Here is a 23,618-nt window from a genome sequence, read left to right on the forward strand (position 1 = left end):
AATATGGTTCTATTTTCTATTAAATAAATTATTTTATTTATTCGCAAATAATTTAATTCTATTCATTTACTAAATATATTTATTCTTTCTCCGTTGAATTGAAAAATATATCAAAAACTGAAATAAAAATTAAAGTTGAAAAAAAGGGTTAGATCAATCCACTGCAACCATTACACAGGCAATAGTATTCAAAATAAATGATTTTCGTCAATCAATCGGGATCTTACTGACCACTTTTTTGTAACCGGACAATACAGATGACTGGCTTTTCCAAATCATCATCAGATTCTTCATAAAATCCATTAACAATGTATCCAGCCTGAAAACACAGATTAAAAATATCCTGGAGCGAACGGTGATAATAGTAATTTTTTACCGGTTGTCCGACTATTGCTTCACCTTCATGAGAACACGATGTGAGATATTGTGGTTCCGGTCGGATAAAACAGGGATGAAGCATCGAAAAAACAAATATCCCATCCGGTTTCAACAAATGATATACACTCTTCAATAACGGCCGGATATCTGATATATCCATGAAAGCCATGTTTGCAACGGCTTTATCAAAAAATCGGTTTTGTTTTAGGAGCAGGAGCTGGGTTTCATCTGTTGCATCACATACCTGAAATGAAATTTTATCCCGGAATGAATCATGGCGTTTCATTGCATGGGAAATAAGTTTTTCAGAAAAATCAAACGCAATAACCTTTGCACCTAGTTCTGCAAGACGCTGCGAAAAGTTACCATTACCACATGCAATATCCAGGATAAAATCACCTTTCGTAGGCATGAGGAGTTCTTCGGTTTTGGGCCTAACTATTTTACGATGAAAAAGATTCGAATGATCTCCCATCCTGGAATCCCAGAAATCTGCAATAGCTTCCCAACGGATTTTGCTCTCCAGGGTTGTTTCAGGATAATTACCGTTTCCATGAACCATGATTTCTTATATTACGATGAGAGAAAGAACATATGTTTCCATTCTCCAGAAATAGCCATATAAATAAGAAGAAGCACTCACCTGAACTTCAAATATTCTGAGTGATTCTGTAAAAATCAGGCAATAACATCATCTTCACCAATTCATGGGTTGATAGTGAAATAATCCAAATTCAGGTAAACAGATTAGCGAACCAAACGGTTCAAAATCTCCTGATTCCTATATTGTTATGGATTTTCTGACATACATTCATCAGAATACCGATTGAAATATCTGGAATGAAAATTATGAGAAGGAGTCAACAAGAATATGGTCAATTCAATGTCTAACTGGAAACCACCACGATTCATCATCACCGGTGAACAAGGGGAGGGAAAGACAACACTTCTTCTGAAAATCCTTCCAGAACTCACAAATCAGGGAATCAGAATGCAGGGTATCGCTGCTCCGGGATATTTCAGCGATGGTATCAGATCAGGTTTTGATATTCTGAATGTACATTCCGGGAGAACTGTAGAACTCTGCTCTGCAATTCCAACGGCTAATTCCACACAATATGGCAGGTATTACTTTCGATCAGAAGGCCTTACCTTTGGGAAGGAGATATTAAGCCAGGTACCCCTCCCCGGTCAGGTGGATCTCCTTGTCATCGATGAGGTAGGAAGGTTTGAGATTGCGGGGAAGGTATGGGGAGAGAGTATTGATCATATCATGCAAACACCCCGCCCACCGATGATCTGGACGGTCAGGAGATCCTTTGTTGATGCGGTTACGAAGCGATGGCCGGTCCAGAGACAAAGAATCATTGATGTCGGCTCTGAAAATTACGATGATTTTATTGATGATATGATGAATGAGATCCGGCTTTATCGGTCTGAAACATTTCACCGATGAGGTATACTTTTGTCTGCTGACCAGTCTACACGCATATGTTCAGGAATCCCTCCTCTCATAACAAGGATTACCTCGGAAATAACTGATAAGGCAATCTCCTGAGGGAGATTTTTTCCGATGCGAAGACCGATGGGGCAGTAGACTCGATCATCGATGACTCCACCTCGGCCTTGTATGTTACGAATCAATACTTCAGCCTTTTTTACACTTCCGATCATTCCAATATACGGTATTTTTTTGATTTTGAGGAGTTGTTCCAGGACGATTTCATCATGTTCATGGCCATAGGTCATAATAACACAATAACTTGTCCCTGAAAGATGAATATGTGAGGATATATCCGTAAAAGATTGACATATGAGAGATCTTGCTCCAGGAAACCGTTCAGGATCTGCAAACTCTCTCCGGTCATCATATACCCGGTATGGAACATTCAGGACTTCACATAATTTCCCAAGGGCAAGCCCGACATGACCACCACCAAAAATTACCAGTTCTGATTCCGGAATAAGAGGCTCTATAAAAACGGTGAGAGAACCTCCACAAACTCCGAGTTCAGCATCTTCATCTGATGCGTTCCATTCATCCCCATCTCCTTTCGAGACAAATTTACGGGTAATACAGGTCCCCGTTTTCATTGCCTCTCTGGCAAGGTGAATACATTGTAACTCTACTCCTCCACCGCCTACCGATCCTGCTGTTTCACCGTTCTGGTTGATGACCATATGTGATCCGGTTTTCCGGGGAGTAGATCCTGCAGAATCAATTATTGTTACCAGGGCACATGGAATTCCCTTGTTGTACCATGTTGTTATGTTATTAAGCCACATCCGATTCACCAATTTCTTTGTTTACCGCGCCTAGGGAGAGTAGTTTCTTTTTAAATGCAGAAATGTCCTTTACCATGTTGATTCGTTCAAGAGCACTAAGAGGGGAATGTGAGATACTTCCTCCCCCAAGTTCTGCATAACGAGCCATGAGCTCCATGTTCTGAACAAGAGTTACTCCAATAAGGTCCAGGCCACATTCAAAGAGTGTAGGACTTGGAGGGACGGTTGGTCCCATCATGACCCTGATTTTCGCATCTGGTGTCCGGCGAATCACTGCCTGGAGGGTCTCATTCACAATAGTCAGACCACTCATCAGAACGATCTGTGCCCTGCTGAGCACTTCATCTGCATCATTCCAATGGATATCACCTGGACGGGGAAAAAGTTCGACAATATGAACCGGCCAGCCCATTTCCCGCCATTCTGCCCCCTCCTTGAAATATCCTACAAAGCAGGTGGGAACATGTGCTGCGGCATTCTTCACCATATCGATGGCATTCCCATGAATTATGGTTTGAGGTTCCGGAAGAAGCGACTTTAAACATGCCATTCCTACTGCACGCCGGAGTGTCTCGGTACTGGAGAGAAGCTCTATTGATGATTCTAATCCGGGTTTGTGAAGCCAGTCTCCCATCCACGAGTCCATGCCTGCAGGATCAGTCAGGCCCGGCATTCCACGGAAGATTGTGGAAAGTGACCATTTCCCGGTTTTAACCAGTACCCAGTTTGTATAGATACGGAGATCTTCGATTACCTGGTCCGGAGCTGCTGCCTTGGCAATCTCTCGGATGAGCATTTCATAATGAGGAATTTCCATTTTAATATTGCTTAGTTTTACTTTGTTGTAAATTAATTTGATTAATTAGATCGCCTCCAGGCTCTGAAAGAATTATGTCCTTATTCGAAAAATAGGTGCATAAAAATTCATTCAAGGAACATCGGGCATATATTCAGGGATTCGGTTTTTCACATTATTCTTATCAGAAAGAAAATATCCGGGGTTTACTATTTTAAGTTAATTTTTATAATATCATAAATAATTTACATTATTGGCGTCCTTTATTTAAGCGTATATGTACTCATGAAACAAAGGATTTTCACATATTGTTGATTTCATGGGAGATATGTTCGCGTGTGGAGAACCCGAAATGGATGTGCTCTCTCTAGCCAATCCAGAAGAACAGGTTCTAAAAAAAATCAGGAATGATCCGACAAATGTTCCCCTGTCCGAAGCATTTCAGATAGTCCGGACAATTGCTCATAAGACAGGGTCGGAGACGGTCCTCATTGATGAATCTGAAGGTCGCATACTCAGTGAACCGATCCATGCATCGTCAGATCTGCCATGTTTTACTTGTCCAATCGAACCAGGAAAACATATTTCCCGAAATAATGACGATTTCAAGAAGAATGAACTGATATTTCCTGATGGATGGATGATACGGACCCAGGACATTCCGATTCTGGCATCTTTGGGGAAGATCCGCATAAAGGTCAGGAAAAAACCTGTCATTGGCATCATCTCAACTGGAAAGGAACTTGTTCCGGCAGAATCAATACCAAAACCCGGGGAGGTCAGAGAGGTAAATTCCCATCTTATTGCAACATTTTGCAGACGCCAAGGAGCAATTCCAATGAAATATGGAATTGTACGCGATGATCTTCAGGAACTTGAAAATCTTCTTATGGAAGCATCAGAGGAATGCGATGCCATCATTGTAAGCGGTGGAAGTAACCGGGATCAGAATGACATCACCGCTCAAGTCGTCCGCTCCCTGGGTAAGGTTTACACCGAGGGAATCTCTTTTGCCCCAGATAAACGGACAACAATCGGAAAGATAGGGACGGTCCTGGTAATTGGACTTCCAGGCCATCCCTCGGCCACATTTATGGTGTTAACGCTCGTGGTCGTTCATCTGTTACGTGCCATGAAAGGAGCACCATGTCAGCGTTTTTATAAAAAAGAAGCACGATTGAGCGATCACCTCTGTTCCAACCCCCAATCTGATCGATATATCCGGGTACGTCTGATCGGAGACATGGCCAGTCCTGTGTTTGGAAAGTCAGGCCTTATTCACATGCTATATCATAGTGACGGGATGGTACGAGTACCAGCTGGTCATCAAGGGTATCGCGAAGGTGAATGGATTGAGGTCATGACCTGGTAATATGGCACTCGTTTCTTTTCATATCATTCTATCTATGTTCCTCATTATTTTCCTTCAACCAATCATATTCCTGAATGATCTAAATATGCCTGAATGAGTGTTGTGTATTGAAAAAAGTTATTGAAAAAATCCTAATGGGCGGATTTCATTGGTCGTTTACATTCCACCAGATCTTTGCCCGGTGTGTCATTTCACGAAGAACAACCTTTCCATTCTCCCGAATCAGTTTATTATCCAGGTATTCCCGAAGGATTTCTTCCTGTTCTGGTGTCGTGAGATGTAGTCCATCTTTTTGATCAGATACTGCTTCCTCAACACTTGAATACCGGTGAATACTCTCCTCTTTGCTGATATCAATATTGGCATATATTCCCATCTGGTGAAGAAGATTGTAGATTATGTTTGGCTTATTCCCTGAAGGACGTGGAATACCATATAATTTCTCCCAGATTTCTCCATAATTTCTCTGCCAGGGAGAGAGCATATCTGCAAACCAGAAAATATAGACATATTTGGATGAAGCATTCACCATTTTCAGGATTCCTTCCCGGAGATCCGGAAAACCCAGCGAGTATGACGCAACAACCACATCATATGGTGGATTCAAATCATGTGTGACATCCACATCTTCCCATTTTTTGGGGACAATGTCAATATTGGGCAAACCTGCAAGAGCAATATTTTCACGAAGACAGGAAAGCATCCCCTCAGAAGGCTCAACAGCTGTGACATGTGCAGCAATGGATGCAAGAGGAATAGCCAGAGTTCCTGGTCCCGCACCGACATCAAGAATCCGAGAGCCCTCATCTATGTCCATAACACTGATCCGTGCCCTGGATCCTGCCCAGTTATCTTCTTTCATAGCATCGCTGAACCGTTTACACCGATCAGGATCTGACCATCGTCTCCCACAACTGATAAATCCCTTCTTTTTTCCTTCCTCACCTTCAGGCTTCTTCCAGGCCTCATTCCAATCAATTGTATTAACATCAATCATGAGTTAATATTTTCATGCGAATTATAAAAATTATTCATTTTTTTCAGGAAAAAATGATGAGATCCAGTTACCTCCCACACTCCCGAAAAAACATACGACAATATCAACGCGATTTTGACAAAATAGAACGAAATTTTAAGGTTTATGCTCATGTAAATATAATTAATTTAACATCTCACTTCAAATAACAATCTTTTTTGCATTTGTATACCTATCCTTCTTAACAAGCCGGCAATCTGGTTATGATAGGTTTACTATGAATTCATCAGAGCATGTATCTCTCAATACCCGTTCCCTTCCACCCCATGACATTCACATCCCTCCGCCACAATATAACCTTCAGGCTATTAAAGCAACATTGCACATTGCAACACCAATCCGGATTTTTTTATTCCTTCTTCCATTCGGGGTGATCTTCTGGTCGTTATTCATCGGGAGATATGAAGTAGAACCACTTACTGTCGTAAAAATGCTTATCTCGCAGGTGTATCCTATAGAACACACCTGGACCAATGCAGATGAAACCATCCTTTTCCAGGTTCGTCTCCCCCGTGTTATCGCAGCGGTTATAGTCGGGGCAGCTCTTTCCATGGCAGGAGCAGCATACCAGGGATTGTTTAAAAATCCTCTCGTTTCTCCAGATATACTCGGTGTTTCTTCCGGGGCGGGGTTTGGTGCAGCACTTGCAATTCTCTTCTCAACCGCAGCATGGATGATTCAGATATCAGCGTTTATTGGGGGGATACTCGCTGTTTTAGCATCGTATTTTCTTTCACGGTTATATAAAAACGGGCAAATACTCGTGCTGGTTCTTTCAGGAGTTATCGTATCAGCATTCTTTGGAGCACTACTCTCAATCACCAAATATGTTGCAGATCCATACGAGAAACTTCCAACCATCATATTCTGGCTTATGGGAAGTCTTTCATCGGTCAGATACAATGACATCCTTGCGATCCTACCGGCAATCATTTTCGGAGGGGGAGTTCTCATCCTCATCAGGTGGAGAATTAACCTCCTTTCATTAAGTCAGGATGAAGCAAAAACCCTTGGTATTGATTTAAAGAAAATTACTCGGATCATCATCATCTGTGCAACACTTTTAACGGCTGCATCGGTATGTATCAGTGGCATCATCGGGTGGGTAGGCCTTGTTGTTCCCCATCTTGGAAGGATGATAACCGGTCCTGACTATAAAAAACTCCTGCCACTCACTATTGTGATGGGTGCATCCTACCTTCTCATCATGGACGATTTGTCCAGGACAATTATTGCAACAGAGATTCCTCTTGGTATTCTGACCGCTTTACTCGGTGCTCCATTCTTTGCCTACCTGCTCTGGCGGAGGAAGACCGGATGGGTATAACGTACACAGCTCATAATCTTCAGTTCAGCTGGGATGGAAAACGGGATGTGTTTAAGGATATCAGTTTCTCTCTTCATTCAGGGGATATTTTTTGTATTATTGGACCAAATGGAACCGGAAAATCAACTCTTATGAAATGTATGATTGATATTCTTGAATATCAGAATGGAGTTGCCATGATTGATGGGACTGATATCAGAAAGATTGACCGGAAAACCCTGGCAAAAAGAATTGCATATGTTCCCCAGGGTTATCAGGTAGCATTTCCCTATTCTGTCCTTGAATATGTTTTGATGGGTCGGGCTCCCTATATCTCTGCTTTTTCTTCTCCGGATGAGAATGATCTCAAAATTGCTCTTCATGCAATCCAGGAGGCAGGAATAATGCATATTATGCATAAATCAGTAAATGAAGTCAGCGGTGGAGAGCATCAAATGGCACTAATTGCCCGGGCACTTGCCCAGGAGCCAGAACTCTTACTCCTAGATGAACCAACATCACATCTGGATTTTGGAAACCAGATGCAGGTTCTCTCTCTTGTTGAGCGACTTAAAGAAAAGGGAATTACCATCGTCATGACATCGCATTTTCCGGATCATGCATTTATGGTATCAGACCTTGTCGGAATTATGAAAAATGGATCATTTATCAACATCGGCCCGGCAGAAGAAGTGATCACGAATATGACGTTAAAAGAGACCTACATGGTTGATATTCACGTGGAATTCGTTGAAATAGCGGGAAGAAAAGTATGTATTCCGGTAAAGAACATTCCGGGATGCACCTGCCCAATACACCCTGCATCATCTTTCCAGCAGAATTAATCACCGTATCCGGGAAAAACAATTGGCTTGACTTAAAAATTCGGTTCAGGGGAATAAAATCCTCTGACCACCGGTATAAATGGTCATATTTGGTGGCCGGACAAAACCTGCAAGGGTCATGTTTGCTTTTTTTGCAAAGTCAATTCCTCCCGCAAATGCTGCATTATTGCTGACCATCACCGGGATTCCTGCTCGGTATGCCTTCGCAACCATGTCAACCGGAAGTCTTCCTGAACATACCAGATAACACCGGGAGAGATCAGTCCCTTTTATCAAGGCCATTCCTACTGCTTTATCCACTGTCGTATGTCGACCCATGTCTTCTACACCAGAAATTACCGAGCCATGTTCATCAATGATAAGGCTGCAATGCATTCCACCGGTTCGTTTCCAGATGACAGAATAGTCGTTTACCTTATCCATAGAATTCAGAATGGTCTCTGCATAGAGCACAAATCCGTCCTGAAGAGGATTCGGAGTGCTACCCGGCAGGAGTTCTCGACATGAACCTCCAGAACTATTTTTAGAAAACTGTCCTGAAGGAACTGCCCCAGTATTGGTCTTTACAGAAATATCCGGGAGATTAATAGTAATTTCCTTAATCTCTTCCCTGGAACAGATGTATCCTTCACAGATGAGATAGCCGATTGCAAAAGCTTCAAGATCAAGTGGTGTTATCGAAAGATCCCCTACAATACTACCGTTCAGAGAAAAAATAATCCTGGATTCAGTACACACCTCAACGGTTGCATCCCTGCATTCAGTCCCGTGAGCCTTAATCACCGGGTATTCTTTTGTAATTCCCAGGGTTAAACTATCTATCTGCGTCATATCTGGCCACCTGTCGGAAAAAGAAGGGAGAGTAAATGCTCAAACCTCTGTGAAATACTGGAAGTTAAAAGAAAAAAAGGTTCGGATTATTCATCCGAAAAGATATTGGTATATATTGAATCGGTGCCGGTTGCATCGAGACGTGCACGTTCAGCCTTCTCTTCTACAAATGCATGGATTGGCGGAGTCATGTCCTGACCTGGAACATGGTCGAACATCTTCTGAATCTCAACCTGCTGGGAGTGCATGAAGAGGGCATTCGGGATTTCCATTGGACAGAGTTCCTCACACTGACCACAGTTGATACAGGAGTCTGAAACGTGTGCAAACCGGATCAGGTGGAACATGAAGCTGGTTGGCAGAACACCCGGAGCAACGTACCAGGGCTTCTTGGTAGAACACTCAACACAGTAACAGATTGGACATGCTTCAACACAAGCATAACACTTGACACATTTAGAAGACTCTGACATCATGAGTTTCAGGCGGTCCTTGCCCTGTCCCAGACCTTCAAAGTCACGGTGTCTCCACTCGTCACCAAGCTTGAGCATTGCCCGCTCGACCTTTCCACGGATTTCGATACCCTTCGGGTCTGCTGCACTGGTCTCAAGAGCACCCTTTGACTGGGCACTGTTTACGAGGTTTGCACCCTTCTCTGAGCAGATTTCAAGGAATGTTGCCTTACCTGCCTTGTCTCCGATGACTCCCCAGTTACCGGCGGCGATATCTGCCTGGCGTGGGACTTTCATCTTACAGCGGCGACAGTTGGAACGACGTCCATATCCTTCCTCTTCAAGTTCATCAATCTTGATGCCCTTGTGTCCACCCTCGTACTCGATGATGAACTGACCCTTGTCGATCTCTTCCTTGTGAACCTTGTCAGGATCAACTTCGAACTTGTTTGCAATCATCCTCCGGGCTGCAACCGGGCTTACTGAACCTCCACAGTTGACACCGATCATGATGATGTTATCAAGGTTTATTTGATTCCGCTTTGCCAGCTCATAGAATGCCATGGCATCACAGCCCTTACAGGTGACTGCGAGCTTCATGTCCTTTGCCCCGTTCAGGTATTTCTTGATCAGTTTGGGGATAAGGAGGGTACCACAATGCAGAGAACCGGCGGTCTGGATGATGTCTTCCGGATTGGTAATGACGGTTGGAACTGCATCATAGAGGTCTTTGCCCTTCTTGATAGCAACAACTGCGTCAACCATTTTTGTTTCCAGTGCATGCTTGAGAAGGGCGGTAACTGCTCCACCACACTCTCCTTTCTTCTGGATTTCTGCATCCTTTGCCCAAGCATATATCATATCGCCTTTTGCTGCCATCTTAGTTACCTCCAAACTTTTCGATAGATATGGCACAGTGCTTGAGCTCCGGCATCTTGGACATCGGGTCAAGTGCAGTGTTGGTCAGGTTGTTGACACCCTCAGGGAAGTGCATGGTCATGTAGACAACACCTGGTGCAACTTCATCGGTGACACGTGCAAGTGTTTTAGTCTCTCCACGGCGGCTTTTCAGCTTGATGTATTCGCCATTCTTGATACCAAGGCGCTTTGCATCTTCAACGTTGATCTGTGCATAGGACTCTGGCACTTCACGGTGCATGTCTGCTGCACGACCGGTCTGGCTCCGGGAGTGGTAATGGAAGATAAGACGTCCGGTCATCAGGGTGAATGGATACTCAGCGTCAGCAACTTCTGCCGGTGGGCGGTATTCAATACCAAAGAGGTTACCCTTTCCGTCAGCGGTTCCGAACTTTTCACGGTGCAGGATCGGAGTTCCGGGGTGTTCCTCGGTTGGACATGGCCAGCAGATGGATTCTGGTTTCTCCAGTTTCTCGTATGTTGCTCCGAACATGGACGGGGTTACAGCCCGCATATCGTCCCAGACATCCTTTGCAGTCGGGAGTTCAAAGCCCTTGAGGCCCATCTTGGCTGCAAGTTCTGATATGATGTGAATATCCTCTTTTGCCTGACCTGGTGGATTTACTGCCTTGCGTACCCGGTTAATACGGCGTTCTCCACTGGTGAACGTTCCATCCTTCTCTGCGAAACAGGCACCTGGCAGGATAACATCTGCATACTGACAGCTTTCGGTAAAGAAGATATCCTGGATAACAAGGAAATCAAGTTTCTGGAATTGTGCCTTGACCAGATTTGAATCTGGATAGGTGACTGCAGGGTTCAGACCGAGGATATACATTCCCTTGATCTCTTCACCACACTGCTTGATCTGCTCAACCAGGGTAGCACCATACCAGTCTGGAAGATCAGTAACTCCCCATGCCTTCTCCATCTTGGCACGGTTGTCTGCAACTTCACACTTCTGGTACCCGGAGTATACGTTCGGGTATGCACCCATATCACAGGCACCCTGTACATTGTTCTGACCACGGAGCGGATTGACACCGACACCTTCACGGCCTACGTTTCCGGTCAGGAGAGCAAGGTTACCCATGGATCTGACGTTGTCAGTACCGGTGGTCAGTTCGGTGATACCAAGACAGTAAATGATGACTGCATTTTTTGCCTTTGCATATCTGAATGCCATGTCCTTGACAACATCAAGGGGAACACCGTGGATTGCTTCTGCATCTGCGTAGTTCTCAACCGTCTTCTTGAGATCCTCTAAGCCGTTTACCCGGTCCTGAATGAATTTTTTGTCTTCCAGGCCTTCCTTGATGATCCAGTACATCATGGAGTTTGCTAAGGCAATGTGAGTAGATGGATTAAATCGGACGTAGGTATCAGCCAGACGGGCGGTCATGGTATACCGTGGGTCAACGGCAATAATCGGGATACCTTTCTTCTTTGCCTGTGCAATACGGCGACCTGCAAGGGGGTGAGCTTCTACAGCGTTTGATCCCCAGATAAGAATTAAATCAGAGTTCAGTGCATCTTCAAAGCCGTTTGTGGCAGCACCTGAACCAAACGAGAGTGACAGACCTGCAACAGAAGGTCCGTGACAGATACGGGCACAGTTATCAACGTTATTGGTTTTGAATCCGATCCGGGCGAACTTCTGGAATATATAACAGTCTTCATTGACTGTTCTGCATGACGTCTGGAATCCAAGTCCTTTTGGGCCATGTTTGTCGTAGATTGCCTTAAGATTCTTTGCAACGAGGTCAAGGGCCTCATCCCAGGATGCTTCTACGAATTTTCCGTCCTTTTTGACCAGGGGAGTTGTCAGACGGTCAGGGCTGTGAATGTGCTCCCAGCAGGTTACTCCTTTTGGACAGAGTTTTCCTTCATTGATAGGAGATCTCTGGTTCGGCTCAACACCGACAACCTTGCCATTGTTCACTACCAGGTTTAATGTACAACCAACACCACAGTAGGGGCAGGTGGTTGCCACATATTTCATTAGTTCTGTATTTTCACTCATATTTCACCCGAGTTTAGCTGGTGAAAGATACCATTCATTATCGGTAGAGCATACGCTCATCAGCTAATCCATGCTTTTTTGCAACCAGGCCTTAGGAATGGACAACCCGAATATGCCCATGGGTGTAATCGGACACCCCCTGATCACATTGCAGAGAAATATTGTAATGAGTACTAATATAAAGCTGGCGAATTAATCCGGAAATATGGTGTTTAGTGGTGGAGGTCTTGAATGATCACTTTGAATACACGATTACCGGATGAAAAGAAGAGTATGGAAAAAAGAGGATGGTTAGTTTTTGTATGGAGCTGCCCCAAGTTTTGGAACGTAGGCATTGTCTCCTTCAACCCTGATGGCATGTGAGATGAGAGCCAGTGGGATCTCAACCGGACAGAGTTCTTCACACTGACCACAGTTCACACAACTGTCAGAGATGGAAGCAAACCGGCGAAGGTGGAACATCGGATCTGACGGGATGTACCCAGGTCTGACCATATATGATTCTGGTCTTCCCTCAAATGGAGTAGAGATACATACCGGACATTTCTCAATACAGGAGTAACACTTGATACACCGGGACGTTTCCTTGTTGATGAAGTCCCATAGATTGTCACGAAGTGCGGTAAACTCCTTCTTGCGCCACTTTTCACCGAGTTTGAGCATGGCTCCTTCGGTCTTGCCTCTGATCTCAATTCCCTTTGGATCAGCAGCACTCGTCTCCAGTTTCTTTGCTGAGACGGCCTTGGATATGAGGTCAGCACCCTTGTCACTGCAAATCTCTACAAAGGTTGCCTTTCCTGCCTTTTCACCGATAACTCCCCAGTTTCCACAGGCGAGGTCTGCCTGGCGGGGGATTTTATACTTGCACCGGCGACAGTTGGAACGGCGTCCGAATCCTTCTTCTTCAAGTTCATCGATCTTGATGCCCTTGTGTCCACCTTCATATTCGATGATGAACTGGCCTTTGTCAATCTCTTCCTTGGTAACCTTGTCTGGATCAACACCGAACTTCTCCTTGATCATCTTCCGGCCCTGAATTGGATTTACAGAACCACCACAATTGACACCAATGGTAAGGACATTGTTCATGTTGATTTCATTACGCTTTCCAAGTTCGATAAGGCTCATGAGGTCGCAACCCTTGACTACGACACCCACTTTCATGTTCTTTGCTCCGTCCAGATATTTCTGGATGAAGGTGGACATGAGGAGGGTACCACAGTGCAGGGATCCTGCTGTCTGGTCAAGATCCTTTGCATCGGTTATGGCAACCGGTACGGCGTCATACAGGTCAAATCCCTTCTTCACTGCGACAACGACATCAACGATCTTGTTTTCCAGAGCGTATTTCAGCAGGGTAGTGACTGCTCCACCGCACTCTGCTTTTTTAGCAACACCGCTGTCAGTTGTCCAGGCATAGATCATATCGCCTTTTGCTGCCATCTTAGTTCCCTCCCATCTTTTCAACTTTCACAGCACAGTGTTTGAGTTCCGGCATCTTGGACATCGGATCGAGTGCAGTGTTGGTGAGGTTATTGACACCTTCGTTAAAGTGCATGGTCATGTACAGGACACCTGGTCCGATCTCATCGGTTACATGAGCAACGGTTTCTGTTTTTCCACGGCGGCTGGAGATAAGGATCTTCTCATGCTGTCCGATACCGAGGCGTTTTGCATCCTCGTGGTTGATCTGGACATAAGAGGCAGGCACTTCGTAGTGAAGGGCTGCACTTCTGTCAGTCTGTGAACGTGAGTGGTAATGGAAGATGAGACGACCAGTCATCATGGTGAACGGATATTCTGCATCTGCAACTTCTGCCGGTGGGCGGTATTCAATACCAAAGAGATTACCCTTGCCGTCAGCAGTTGAAAACTTGCCTATGTGCAGAATTGGAGTTCCGGGATGGTCTTCAGTCGGGCATGGCCAGACAATGGACTCGGGCTTTTCGAGTTTCTCATACGTTGCACCAAACATGTTCGGGGTGCAGTTCCGCATGTCATCCCAGACCGATTTTGCAGTCGGAAGTTCAAAGCCCTTAAGGCCCATCTTCTTTGCAAGTTCGGCAATGATCCAGATGTCTTCCTTTGCTTTTCCCGGCGGGTTGACTGCTTTTCTGACCCGGTTGATACGGCGTTCACCGCTCGTAAAGGTTCCATCCTTCTCTGCAAAACAGGCTCCCGGAAGAATAACATCCGCATACTGACAGCTTTCGGTAAAGAATATATCCTGAATAACAAGGAAGTCAAGTTTCTGGAATTGTGCTTTGACCAGGTTTGAGTCCGGATACGTAACGACCGGGTTCAGACCAAGAACGTACATGGCTTTGATTTCATTTCCGCATTGCTTGATCTGTTCAACCAGAGTAGCACCATACCAGTCTGGAAGTCCGGATGTTCCCCAGGCCTTCTCCATCTTTGCACGGTTGTCTGCAACTTCACACTTCTGGTAACCTGAATAGACGTTTGGATATGCACCCATGTCACAGGCACCCTGCACATTGTTCTGACCACGGAGTGGATTGACACCAACACCTGGACGTCCGACATTCCCGGTGAGCAGGGCAAGGTTACCCATGGACCGTACATTGTCAGTACCGGTGGTCAGCTCGGTGATTCCAAGACAGTAGATGATGACTGCATTCTTGGCTGATGCATACTTGTATGCCAGATCTTTTACTGTTTCAAGTGGCACACCATGGATGTCTTCAGCATCTGCATATTTTTCAACCATTGCCTTGAGTTCTTCAAAGCCGTTGACACGCTCTTCGATGAACTTCTTGTCATGTTTTCCTGCCTTGATGATCCAGTACATCATAGAGTTTGCAAGAGCAATGTGAGTTGACGGATTAAACTGGATCCACTTGTCAGCAATCTTGGCAGTAGTCGAGAGACGTGGATCTACTGCATAAATCGGAATGCCTTTCAGTTTTGCCTGGACCATCCGGCGACCTGCAAGGGGGTGAGCTTCAAGGGCATTTGAACCCCATACCAGAATAAAATCAGAGTTTAATGCATCTTCAAAACCGTTGGTTGCCGCACCGGAACCAAATGACAGAGAGAGACCAGCAACAGAGGGACCGTGACAGATACGGGCACAGTTATCCACGTTGTTTGTTTTGAATCCAACCCGGGCGAATTTCTGGAAAATATAACAGTCTTCGTTTACCGTTCTACAGGATGTCTGGAACCCAAGTCCCTTTGGCCCGTATTTATCGCTTGTTTCTTTCAGCTTCTTGGCAACAAGATCAAGTGCCTCATCCCATGATGCCTCGACAAACTTCCCATCTTTTTTAATGAGTGGTGTAGTAAGCCGGTCAGGACTGTGAACATGTTCCCAGCAGGTAAGACCCTTGGGACAGAGTTTCCCATCGTTAATAGGGCTTCTCTTATACGGTTCTACGCCAACGACCTTTTCGTTTTTTACAACAAGGTTCAGTGTACACCCGACACCACAATAGGGGCAGGTGGTTTGTACATACTTAATTAAATTGCTATCGCTCATTCTTTCACCCGAGTTCTCAGGGTGGAATAACCCAAAGAGGTCCATTAGAACTGGACCTGTACAGAGGGGTGAGCACAAGGAAACCACACAAACCCAGTGCTGAAAATTCCTTCCTCTCTACCTGAATAACAGACTTTGTCTATTCCAACCGGTTTATGGCGAATTTAGTGTGCTCTTATCCGATGATAAGATGGCACTGGCAATTCTCATGCGAAGATAATCAGGAAATAATTCTTAAAATCCCGGATTATCCTTATTCAGATACGGTTCGAATCATGATAACGTGATTCATATACTGTGAGGCATTTTGAATCTGCCTAAATACCTGTCCCTTCAGGTATGTGCATCCTGATTCATGCGTGTACACAGTATATTTCAACTGTTCCTAATCTCATGGCATAAATTTTACGAATTGCAGTTGTTTATAATGTGAAATCAATTAAGAGAAAAATAGGGTGTTTTTAAGTGAAATATTGTCATATTTGTCTTTTTAGAAATCTATCCCATATATTATTTTTCGGAGGTATGGACGTATGATTAATATTTTTCGTTCAACAATATCTGATATTAATAATAATCGTTAATTCTTTTTACCGATATGTCGGGCGCGATAGAAAAAGATATTCGCTCAGTTCGAATCCCGTATCTGGACTGATTCTGTTGTATGGTGTTATATGATGACCCTCAAAGAGGAAAGGTTTGTGATCGAAACCGATCTATTGTGTGTGGTTGTAGCCTTTCCCGGTTAACCCTGAGAGATCCCGAACCTTTGAGGGTCATTACTCATCCTACCTCACCAGTTGTTTGGTATACATGAGTACAACTTCGTTGCTCTTGTTTGAATTTAATTGTTCAACTTCAGGTGTCCCATTACAATATCTATATATATTAATTGCAATCTCTCTCAAAAATACAGTTTTAATTGCAAAATGTCAAATATTAGCCATATTATTTAAAAAAAGCTGAAACCCTGGTTCTGTCGTATTCTCGAAAATTAGGGAAGGGAATCTTTGATTTCAGGCTCTTTTGGTGTAATTAGGATTTTATCGATCCTATGACCGTCCATGTCAACAATTTCAAATGAATAATTGTCCCAGACGATAGTTTCTCCTTCTTTTGGTATTGAGCCAGTCTGGTACAGCATAAATCCCGCCATTGTTTTAAAAAAACCTCGTGCTGAGTCTTCAATGCAAGATATACCTGTCAGTTCGTAGAGTTCTTCAGGAGTGGTTCGCCCATCGACGAGCCATGATCCATCATGTCTTCTGGTTACCAGTTCAATCTCTTCTTCATTATCAACCTTAGAAAGATCTCCGACCAGAGCTTCCAGGAGATCATGCAGGGTAATGAGTCCCACGACAGATCCATACTCATCAACAACTATTGCGAGTGGTGATGTTGCATTTCGAAATCGGTGAATAAGGTCTAGAGCAGTAATCTGGTTCGGGACGACTAATATCTCTTGAATAACCTTGGATAAGTCAATGGTCTGATGTGATTGTGAATATGTCCAAAGGTCCCTGATAGATATAATGCCTATGATTGAATCCAGAGTGTCTCTATATACCGGATATCTGGTATGTTTGGAATTTCTCATTATGTCGAGATTTTTTGAAGGTTCATCATCAATATCAATGGCAATGATATCAGGTCTTGGTATCATCAGATCATCAATCGGCCGGTCACCAAATTCAAAAACACTTTCCATCATGTTGTGTTCGGTTTCGTCAATTACTCCTGATTCAGCTCCTTCCTCCAAGAGAAGATGAATTTCATCTTCAATGATATCAGGGGTTTTTTGATCGGAAATACCAAATATTTTGACAAGGAGATGAGTCAGTCCTGATGTAAGGTATGAAAATGGTGCAAATATCCTGGTAATCAATACAAATACCGGAGCTATTGTACAGGCAATTCCTTCCGGGTTCGCTAGACCAATGCGTTTTGGAACGAGTTCTCCTATTACAATTGAAAAGTAGGTAATAACCAATATAACACCAGTTATACTGATAGCCTGGCTGTAGGTACCAATAAATGGGATATTCTCAATGAATGGTTCAAGGACATGCGAAAAGGTTGCGCCACCATATGCACCGGTACAAATACCCACAAGAGTAATTCCTATCTGGATTGATGAAAGAAAGGATGTCTGATCTTCCATTAGTCCCAATGCTGCGTGTGCTCCGGTTTTTCCCTCTGATGCCAGTTGTTTCAGTTTTATTTTACGTGACGAGACCAGAGCAAATTCTGCCATGGAAAAAAAACCGTTTACGATTATAAGGAGAAATAAGATGATAATATCAATACTTGTTGTCATAGAAGAGTGCTGAAAAGCTAAGGATATATTGTATCTTTGCTGATAACTCTTTTTTGGTGTTTTTATTATTTCATAAGATCTGTATTTCTTTTCTCAAACGGGTCATTATTCATAAATAATTCTCATGGATGTAATGCATCGGAGAGGATGTCTGCGAAACACCAAAAAGGAATTAAAACCGCAACCATGAAACAGCATACGTTTTTAGTCAAACATATTGATTAATCTCATCAATAACCTGATTAGAGAATCATTTAGGTAATTCAATGGATTTTTTCATCCATATTGTCACATGCGTTCCTTTATCCAAGCCCTCACTGCATATGGTAATTCTCCCTCCGATTGCCTGTAATAATTGTTTCGAAACAGATAATCCCAGACCCGATGAGGATCGGTCATGTCTCGAAGGATCAGCTTTAAAGAACGGTTCGAAAACATGTGATAATTCATGGTTGGTAAGTCCGATACCGTTATCCAACACTTGAATCCGAACTTTTTCTGCTCTTTCACATACCAAAACCCATATCTTTCCATCTTGTTTTGAATATTTAACTGCATTTGAGATGACGTTATCTAATACTGAAGTGAGATGGGGTAGAGAGGTCTTGATAACAATGTTCGTTGGAATTTTTGTGATAATCGTAATCTTTTTCTTTTCTGCTGCAATTGAATGAACATTGAGTAAATTCTCAATTAATCCATGAACATTCACGTCAGAGATATCTTCAATCGAGTTTATTGATCCGAGTTTATTTAAAAAAAGGAGGTTTTCTACAATAGATGCAATTCTTATAGTATTTTTCTCTAGAATTCTGATAATCTGCGTCTGTTTGGAACTATCATCTTCATGTTCCAGTACCGGGAGAAGAGCGATAAGTGGGGTGAGGGGAGTTCTGAGATCATGAGCGATGGCGGTTATTAAAGAATTTTTCAGTTCTAATAAATAAGAAATTTCACGAGTCCGTGTTTCAACTACTTTTTCAAGAGCCTCATTCTGAATAATGCTCTCATTCAACTGGCTAATTAATATCTTTTGCTCGGTAATATCCAGCCCGATGAATCCAATATAGGTTTTATCCTCCTCCTGGATTGGGAAAAACGCAGCCGACAGTATTTTGTCTCCGCCTTTACCAACAATCGGGCACTCATGAACACATGGTTTTTCCAGTTGAATAACATCTTCGAGAATTGCAGAACATTCTATCTCCCATTCTGCTTTAAAAAAGTCCTGAATACGAAATCTTGTTTTTTCGTTATCATAATTGAAGGTGGGTAGTGAAAATGCCTGGTTTGCAAGAACAATAAATCCCTCTTCATCTAAAAGTGCGATAAAAACAGGTGAATTTTCCGAAATTTTTTGAAACAATCTTGTGATTCGAGATAATTCCTGTTCTGTTCTTTTTCTCGTCGTAATATCCCGTGCAGTGATCAGAATTCCTTTTATTGCGGGATTATCTATACAATTTACTCCTACCCCTTCCAGAAGAATGTATGATCCATCACGTTTTAATGTTCGAAATTCAGCTGTTTCAATGGATGATATATTGTTTGCAAGGTTATCAATATGAAAAATAACTTCTCTGTAGTCATCAGGGTGAATAAAGCGTTCTATTGTTCCGGTTGCTTCTTCAGTCAGAAAACCAGTCAGATTGGAATGATTCGGGCTGATATACGTTATTTCATAGGTGGGTGAGATGATTACAAAGATGTCAGAAGACTGAGTTACAATCATCCGGAACAATTCCTCCCGCCTTTTCAGGTTCTGGAGTAATAAATTATAATCAGTGATATCCTGGATTGATCCAACAATTCCTGCAATTTTTCCAGAATGGTCAAAAAAGAGGTTTTTTGATACAATAACGTCGTGAGTTTTTCCAACCCAATCAGTAAGTTTTCTCTGGGAAGAATGATTCTTCTCATTTTTTATTAATTCCTGGTCGTGGAGCATCGTCTCAATGGCATCTTTACTATCCGGCCATATCTCATGGATGGCTTTTCCTAACAATTGTTCACTTGATATACCAAGGAGTCTGCAATAAGCCTGGTTACATCCTAAAATCCTGAAATTTGTATCTTTCCAGAAAACTGGGAGAGGAATCGCGTCGAGAAGAGTTTCTGTAAATTTTTGTTGGGATATTAATGATTGAAGAAAAGTATCTCTCTCTTCTTCAATTTGTTTTCTTCGGGTAATGTCCCGCAATGTTACGAATATGGCATGTGAATCATGGAATGGAATTTTTCTACCATGGCTCTCAACCCAGATCTCATGGTTTTTTGTGGTGATTAATTTATACTGAGAAATATTTGCGTCATTTCCCTGTTTAAACAGTTCAATATCCTTTAGTACATCTTCACAAGAGTCAGGATGGACATATTCCATTATATTTTTCCTGGCAAAGGTGTCATCTAAAGATTCCTCTTCTAGTAACAGTGTTCCAGAGGTGTTATTAAAATAGATAGTACCGTCAAACCCAATGATAATAATTGCGTCACGTGAGAATTCTATAAGGTTTCTGTATTTTTTTTCACTGTTCTGCAATTTTTTAGCATAATTTTTCAGTTCTGTTATCTCACGTAAAGATTCTATTGATCCGGTTATTTCTCCATTGGTTGAGTAAAGGGGGCAGGCTTTTCCGTACAAACTAATTTTCCTGCCTTTTTCATTCACATACTCCACTTCCGCCTGGACAGCATCTCCTGATCGTGATATATGGGTATAATACCGGGATAATGTTTCATCAGTTTCATTGATGAGATCAATGAGTATTGGGCGTCGATGACCATAAAGAGGAATTGCATATTCATAATTCCCCTTTCCAAGCATTTTCCGTGCAGAATGTCCGGTCATCTTTTCAATAGCATGATTCCAGGAGATGATGGTACCCGATTTATCAATAACAAAGGTTGGATCAGGCAGAAAATCTATGATGTCACCAAGTTCTTTCTGAGAGTCCTGAAATGATCTCTCAGCCCGTTTTCTTCTGACTGCCTGCTTTATTTTGTGGGAAAGTTCAGCAAACTGGGATTTAGGATCACCCCCTTTTTGGAGGTAGAAATCTGCCCCGTTATTAATTGCTTCGATGACGACCTCTTCACGACCTTTTCCAGTAAAAAGTATGAATGGGATGTCTTTATCCTGATCTCTGACTGCCTTGAGAAATTCGATGCCATTCATCCCTGGCATTTGGTAATCAGAAATGATTGCATCATATGATTGTAAAGATCCAGATTGCAAAACTTCTTGTGCTGATTTGGCAATATCAACTCTAAATTCGCCGGTTCGCTCCAAGAAGAGTTTTGCTATAGTAAGGAGTTCCTCTTCATCATCAACATACAAAAATGAGATCTGATTTGTATGCTTTAATGGGTTCGAATCAACCATCTTTGCGAGGAAAAATTTTCTTTATGTATACTTTCAGGGTAATAGTTTGTAATGTTTTGATATAATAGTTATGAAATATTCTTGCTTTTTGCTCATTATTCCCTAGAACAACCTGATGTACTGCCGGGAATAATGGGTAATAATAGGTAATACCAGTATGCTTGGCCCAATAAAAAAATGATGAGTAATACATGATTTTTTGAATTATCACTCATCCGGACCGATTCAAAAATTTACATTACTGGTACGATTTCTGCCTTGATATCTGCCGGTGGAGCAAAATACATCCATGAGGTAACCAGCACATCAGCACCGGCTTTTGCGTATATCGCTGCATTGGTGTCATTAATCGCCCCGGCAGCAATCATACAGATATTTGGGTTTATAGCACGACACTTTCCAGCACAATCGGAAAAAATTTCCTGCTGACTTTTATCCATCTGAATAACATCAGCTCCGGAATTGGCAGCAATCAATGCTTCTTCCATACTATGGGCTTCTACAACTATCTTTCGCTCTTTCATCTTTTCCTTGACTGAACGGATCACATCAGGTAGTTGTTCATACCCTCCGGTAAATAACAGGTGTTCTCGGAAAATGAGTATGGTGTCAGATAGCCCGGTTCGGTGTGGTACTCCTCCACCAGCCATCAACGCTTTCAATGCCATTTTTTTAACAAAAGGCGGGTGTTTTCGTGTGCCTGCTACTGATATTGATGGGTTTTCTTTTCTTGCAGCAGTCAGGAGTTGATGTGTCCTGCCTGCAATACCTGACGCAAATTCGATCATCGCACTCCCAGTCCGCCAGATAATGTGGATGGCGGCTGCATCTCCATGTGCCTCGATCAGTTTTTCACCAGGTTGCATTCTGGTCCCAGAAGGAACAAAAAATCCAATTTCAAGCCCGACTTTTTTATATAGACGAACTGCTTCCTCAGTACAACAGGCGATCATCTCATTTCTGGCAATCAATGAGATTGAACCCTTCTTTCCAGCGAGATCTAACAGGAATGTAGTCATATCACCTGCCGGAAGATCATCTTCTATCAATCGATCGATATCATTATCGGTGAAATAAATCATCGCAAATGTGTTAACTTTTGGTTACTATTAAGATTTTTCTTTGTTTTTTTCATTCCATCTGAATATCAAATGGTTTTTAATATAACTGGTGGTTATTTACTAACTGATAGTTATATAATAAATGAGGATCAAATAATTACGTATACCTCTCCGTCAGTAAAAAAGAGAATCCTTCCCTCATCTTGGAGGATTTTCTGACCCCCCTTGTGTTTATGAAACAAAAACGATCTGTATTATTTGTTTCATTCACAGTCACGAAAGGAGTAAAGGAACATGGAAGCGAAATCAGTAAAATTGGTATATTTCTCTCCAACTGGAACAACAAAAAAAGTACTTTTGAGTATTGCGAATGGTATCACTTCAGATCGTGTTGAATGTATTGATATCACCAGACCTGAAACAAGAAAAACACCAATGAAGACGTCTGAAGACGAGTTGCTTATTGTTGGAGTTCCTGTGTACATGGGGAGAGTCCCAGCACTTATCATTGATTGGTTGAATGCAATCCAGGCTCATCACACCCCGACGGTCTGTGTTGTCGTGTATGGCAACCGGGTGTATGAGGATGCGTTGCTTGAACTTAAAAAAATAATTCAGCAATGTGGGGGTATTCCTATCGCAGGTGGTGCATATATCGGGGAGCACTCATTCTCAACAGATGCAACACCAACCGCAGCAGGTCGTCCGGATATAGATGATATTCGTCATGCAGAAGAATTCGGCCGAAAAGTCAAAGAAAAACTGCAATCTGTCACGTCGATATCTGAATTATCTGAAATAGAGATTCCAGGCATGTACCCATATCGGGGTGATTCGACATTATGGACCGTTGATTTCATTTCTGTGAGTGATAAGTGTACACAATGTGGTATATGTGCAGAACTCTGCCCGACCGGTGCAATTGATCCACAAAACAGTTCAAAAATTCAGGTAGAAAAATGTATTACCTGTTGTGCATGTATCAAAAACTGTCCGGAACATGCCAGAACAATGAAACCCGGTCTTGTCCAGGATGCTTCAATACGGCTTCATACTCTCTATAGTGAACCAAAAAAGCCGGAATATTATGTATAAATATATCGCTCGGGAACA

At 42.8% G+C, this 23,618-nt stretch carries 17 protein-coding genes; 5 read left to right on the forward strand and 12 right to left on the reverse strand.

Annotation, left to right across the window (positions count from 1 at the left end; all coding sequences use genetic code 11):
• Positions 1 to 223: 223 nt before the first annotated feature.
• Complete coding sequence (locus tag KSK55_RS12465; RefSeq protein WP_218607099.1) at positions 224 to 940, reverse strand: class I SAM-dependent methyltransferase; 717 nt, start codon at positions 938 to 940, stop codon at positions 224 to 226.
• Positions 941 to 1,249: 309 nt separating this feature from the next.
• On the opposite strand from KSK55_RS12465, the gene KSK55_RS12470 reads away from it, so the two are divergent.
• Positions 1,250 to 1,834: a nucleoside-triphosphatase gene (locus KSK55_RS12470; protein ID WP_218607100.1), complete on the forward strand. Its 585-nt coding sequence runs from the start codon at positions 1,250 to 1,252 to the stop codon at positions 1,832 to 1,834.
• On the opposite strand, the gene KSK55_RS12475 is transcribed toward KSK55_RS12470, so the two are convergent.
• Together KSK55_RS12475 and KSK55_RS12480 are read right to left on the reverse strand one after the other, a co-directional pair.
• A complete protein-coding gene (locus tag KSK55_RS12475; protein ID WP_218607101.1) occupies positions 1,825 to 2,664 on the reverse strand; it encodes an XdhC family protein in 840 nt (279 codons plus the stop codon). The genes KSK55_RS12470 and KSK55_RS12475 overlap by 10 nt on opposite strands.
• Positions 2,654 to 3,481 (reverse strand): DUF364 domain-containing protein, encoded by an 828-nt coding sequence (locus KSK55_RS12480; protein ID WP_218607102.1) that lies wholly within the window; start codon positions 3,479 to 3,481, stop codon positions 2,654 to 2,656. Before KSK55_RS12480 ends, KSK55_RS12475 begins: the two co-directional genes overlap by 11 nt.
• Positions 3,482 to 3,779: 298 nt before the next feature.
• Between KSK55_RS12480 and KSK55_RS12485 the strand changes: the two genes are divergently transcribed.
• Positions 3,780 to 4,832, forward strand: coding sequence for a molybdopterin molybdotransferase MoeA (locus KSK55_RS12485; RefSeq protein ID WP_218607103.1), 1,053 nt, complete (start codon positions 3,780 to 3,782; stop codon positions 4,830 to 4,832).
• A 145-nt stretch (positions 4,833 to 4,977) separates the two neighbouring features.
• Here the strand turns inward: KSK55_RS12485 and KSK55_RS12490 are convergent, their stop codons facing one another.
• Complete coding sequence (locus KSK55_RS12490) at positions 4,978 to 5,829, reverse strand: class I SAM-dependent methyltransferase (RefSeq protein ID WP_218607104.1); 852 nt, start codon at positions 5,827 to 5,829, stop codon at positions 4,978 to 4,980.
• A 256-nt stretch (positions 5,830 to 6,085) separates the two neighbouring features.
• Between KSK55_RS12490 and KSK55_RS12495 the strand changes: the two genes are divergently transcribed.
• Positions 6,086 to 7,195, forward strand: coding sequence for a FecCD family ABC transporter permease (locus KSK55_RS12495; RefSeq protein WP_218607105.1), 1,110 nt, complete (start codon positions 6,086 to 6,088; stop codon positions 7,193 to 7,195).
• Positions 7,186 to 8,019, forward strand: a complete 834-nt coding sequence (locus KSK55_RS12500; protein WP_218607106.1) for an ABC transporter ATP-binding protein — start codon at positions 7,186 to 7,188, stop codon at positions 8,017 to 8,019. The genes KSK55_RS12495 and KSK55_RS12500 overlap by 10 nt, the downstream gene beginning before the upstream one ends.
• Positions 8,020 to 8,064: 45 nt before the next feature.
• On the opposite strand, the gene fdhD is transcribed toward KSK55_RS12500, so the two are convergent.
• The 8 genes from fdhD to modD form a co-directional block, all read right to left on the reverse strand.
• A complete protein-coding gene (fdhD, locus tag KSK55_RS12505; RefSeq protein WP_218607107.1) occupies positions 8,065 to 8,850 on the reverse strand; it encodes a formate dehydrogenase accessory sulfurtransferase FdhD in 786 nt (261 codons plus the stop codon).
• 86 nt (positions 8,851 to 8,936) lie between these two features.
• Positions 8,937 to 10,181 (reverse strand): Coenzyme F420 hydrogenase/dehydrogenase, beta subunit C-terminal domain, encoded by a 1,245-nt coding sequence (locus KSK55_RS12510; RefSeq protein WP_218607108.1) that lies wholly within the window; start codon positions 10,179 to 10,181, stop codon positions 8,937 to 8,939.
• Between the two features lies 1 nt (position 10,182).
• Complete coding sequence (gene fdhF, locus KSK55_RS12515; protein ID WP_218607109.1) at positions 10,183 to 12,243, reverse strand: formate dehydrogenase subunit alpha; 2,061 nt, start codon at positions 12,241 to 12,243, stop codon at positions 10,183 to 10,185.
• Between the two features lie 291 nt (positions 12,244 to 12,534).
• Positions 12,535 to 13,686 carry a Coenzyme F420 hydrogenase/dehydrogenase, beta subunit C-terminal domain gene (locus KSK55_RS12520; protein WP_214419291.1) on the reverse strand — a complete coding sequence of 384 codons (1,152 nt, stop codon included), beginning with the start codon at positions 13,684 to 13,686 and terminating at the stop codon, positions 12,535 to 12,537.
• A 1-nt stretch (position 13,687) separates the two neighbouring features.
• Positions 13,688 to 15,745 carry a formate dehydrogenase subunit alpha gene (fdhF, locus tag KSK55_RS12525; RefSeq protein WP_218607110.1) on the reverse strand — a complete coding sequence of 686 codons (2,058 nt, stop codon included), beginning with the start codon at positions 15,743 to 15,745 and terminating at the stop codon, positions 13,688 to 13,690.
• A 994-nt stretch (positions 15,746 to 16,739) separates the two neighbouring features.
• The gene (locus KSK55_RS12530; RefSeq protein WP_218607111.1) at positions 16,740 to 18,062 is read right to left on the reverse strand and encodes a hemolysin family protein; all 1,323 of its coding nucleotides are present in this window, start codon (positions 18,060 to 18,062) and stop codon (positions 16,740 to 16,742) included.
• A 250-nt stretch (positions 18,063 to 18,312) separates the two neighbouring features.
• Entirely contained in the window at positions 18,313 to 21,444 is a 3,132-nt protein-coding gene (locus KSK55_RS12535; protein ID WP_218607112.1) for a PAS domain S-box protein, read from the reverse strand.
• A 233-nt stretch (positions 21,445 to 21,677) separates the two neighbouring features.
• A complete protein-coding gene (modD, locus tag KSK55_RS12540; RefSeq protein ID WP_218607113.1) occupies positions 21,678 to 22,526 on the reverse strand; it encodes a ModD protein in 849 nt (282 codons plus the stop codon).
• 273 nt (positions 22,527 to 22,799) lie between these two features.
• On the opposite strand from modD, the gene KSK55_RS12545 reads away from it, so the two are divergent.
• Positions 22,800 to 23,600, forward strand: coding sequence for an EFR1 family ferrodoxin (locus tag KSK55_RS12545; protein ID WP_218607114.1), 801 nt, complete (start codon positions 22,800 to 22,802; stop codon positions 23,598 to 23,600).
• The last annotated feature ends 18 nt before the right edge of the window (positions 23,601 to 23,618 follow it).

Origin of the sequence: Methanospirillum hungatei, from assembly GCF_019263745.1 — an archaeon.
GTDB lineage: Archaea > Halobacteriota > Methanomicrobia > Methanomicrobiales > Methanospirillaceae > Methanospirillum > Methanospirillum purgamenti.

Excerpts from the sequence above, each read along its gene's own strand:
- KSK55_RS12465 (WP_218607099.1), bottom strand. The coding sequence starts at position 940 with ATGGTTCATGGAAACGGTAATTATCCTGAAACAACCCTGGAGAGCAAA.
- KSK55_RS12470 (WP_218607100.1), top strand. The coding sequence starts at position 1,250 with ATGGTCAATTCAATGTCTAACTGGAAACCACCACGATTCATCATCACC.
- KSK55_RS12475 (WP_218607101.1), bottom strand. The coding sequence starts at position 2,664 with ATGTGGCTTAATAACATAACAACATGGTACAACAAGGGAATTCCATGT.
- KSK55_RS12480 (WP_218607102.1), bottom strand. The coding sequence starts at position 3,481 with ATGGAAATTCCTCATTATGAAATGCTCATCCGAGAGATTGCCAAGGCA.
- KSK55_RS12485 (WP_218607103.1), top strand. The coding sequence starts at position 3,780 with ATGGGAGATATGTTCGCGTGTGGAGAACCCGAAATGGATGTGCTCTCT.
- KSK55_RS12490 (WP_218607104.1), bottom strand. The coding sequence starts at position 5,829 with ATGATTGATGTTAATACAATTGATTGGAATGAGGCCTGGAAGAAGCCT.
- KSK55_RS12495 (WP_218607105.1), top strand. The coding sequence starts at position 6,086 with ATGAATTCATCAGAGCATGTATCTCTCAATACCCGTTCCCTTCCACCC.
- KSK55_RS12500 (WP_218607106.1), top strand. The coding sequence starts at position 7,186 with ATGGGTATAACGTACACAGCTCATAATCTTCAGTTCAGCTGGGATGGA.
- fdhD (WP_218607107.1), bottom strand. The coding sequence starts at position 8,850 with ATGACGCAGATAGATAGTTTAACCCTGGGAATTACAAAAGAATACCCG.
- KSK55_RS12510 (WP_218607108.1), bottom strand. The coding sequence starts at position 10,181 with ATGGCAGCAAAAGGCGATATGATATATGCTTGGGCAAAGGATGCAGAA.
- fdhF (WP_218607109.1), bottom strand. The coding sequence starts at position 12,243 with ATGAGTGAAAATACAGAACTAATGAAATATGTGGCAACCACCTGCCCC.
- KSK55_RS12520 (WP_214419291.1), bottom strand. The coding sequence starts at position 13,686 with ATGGCAGCAAAAGGCGATATGATCTATGCCTGGACAACTGACAGCGGT.
- fdhF (WP_218607110.1), bottom strand. The coding sequence starts at position 15,745 with ATGAGCGATAGCAATTTAATTAAGTATGTACAAACCACCTGCCCCTAT.
- KSK55_RS12530 (WP_218607111.1), bottom strand. The coding sequence starts at position 18,062 with ATGACAACAAGTATTGATATTATCATCTTATTTCTCCTTATAATCGTA.
- KSK55_RS12535 (WP_218607112.1), bottom strand. The coding sequence starts at position 21,444 with ATGGTTGATTCGAACCCATTAAAGCATACAAATCAGATCTCATTTTTG.
- modD (WP_218607113.1), bottom strand. The coding sequence starts at position 22,526 with ATGATTTATTTCACCGATAATGATATCGATCGATTGATAGAAGATGAT.
- KSK55_RS12545 (WP_218607114.1), top strand. The coding sequence starts at position 22,800 with ATGGAAGCGAAATCAGTAAAATTGGTATATTTCTCTCCAACTGGAACA.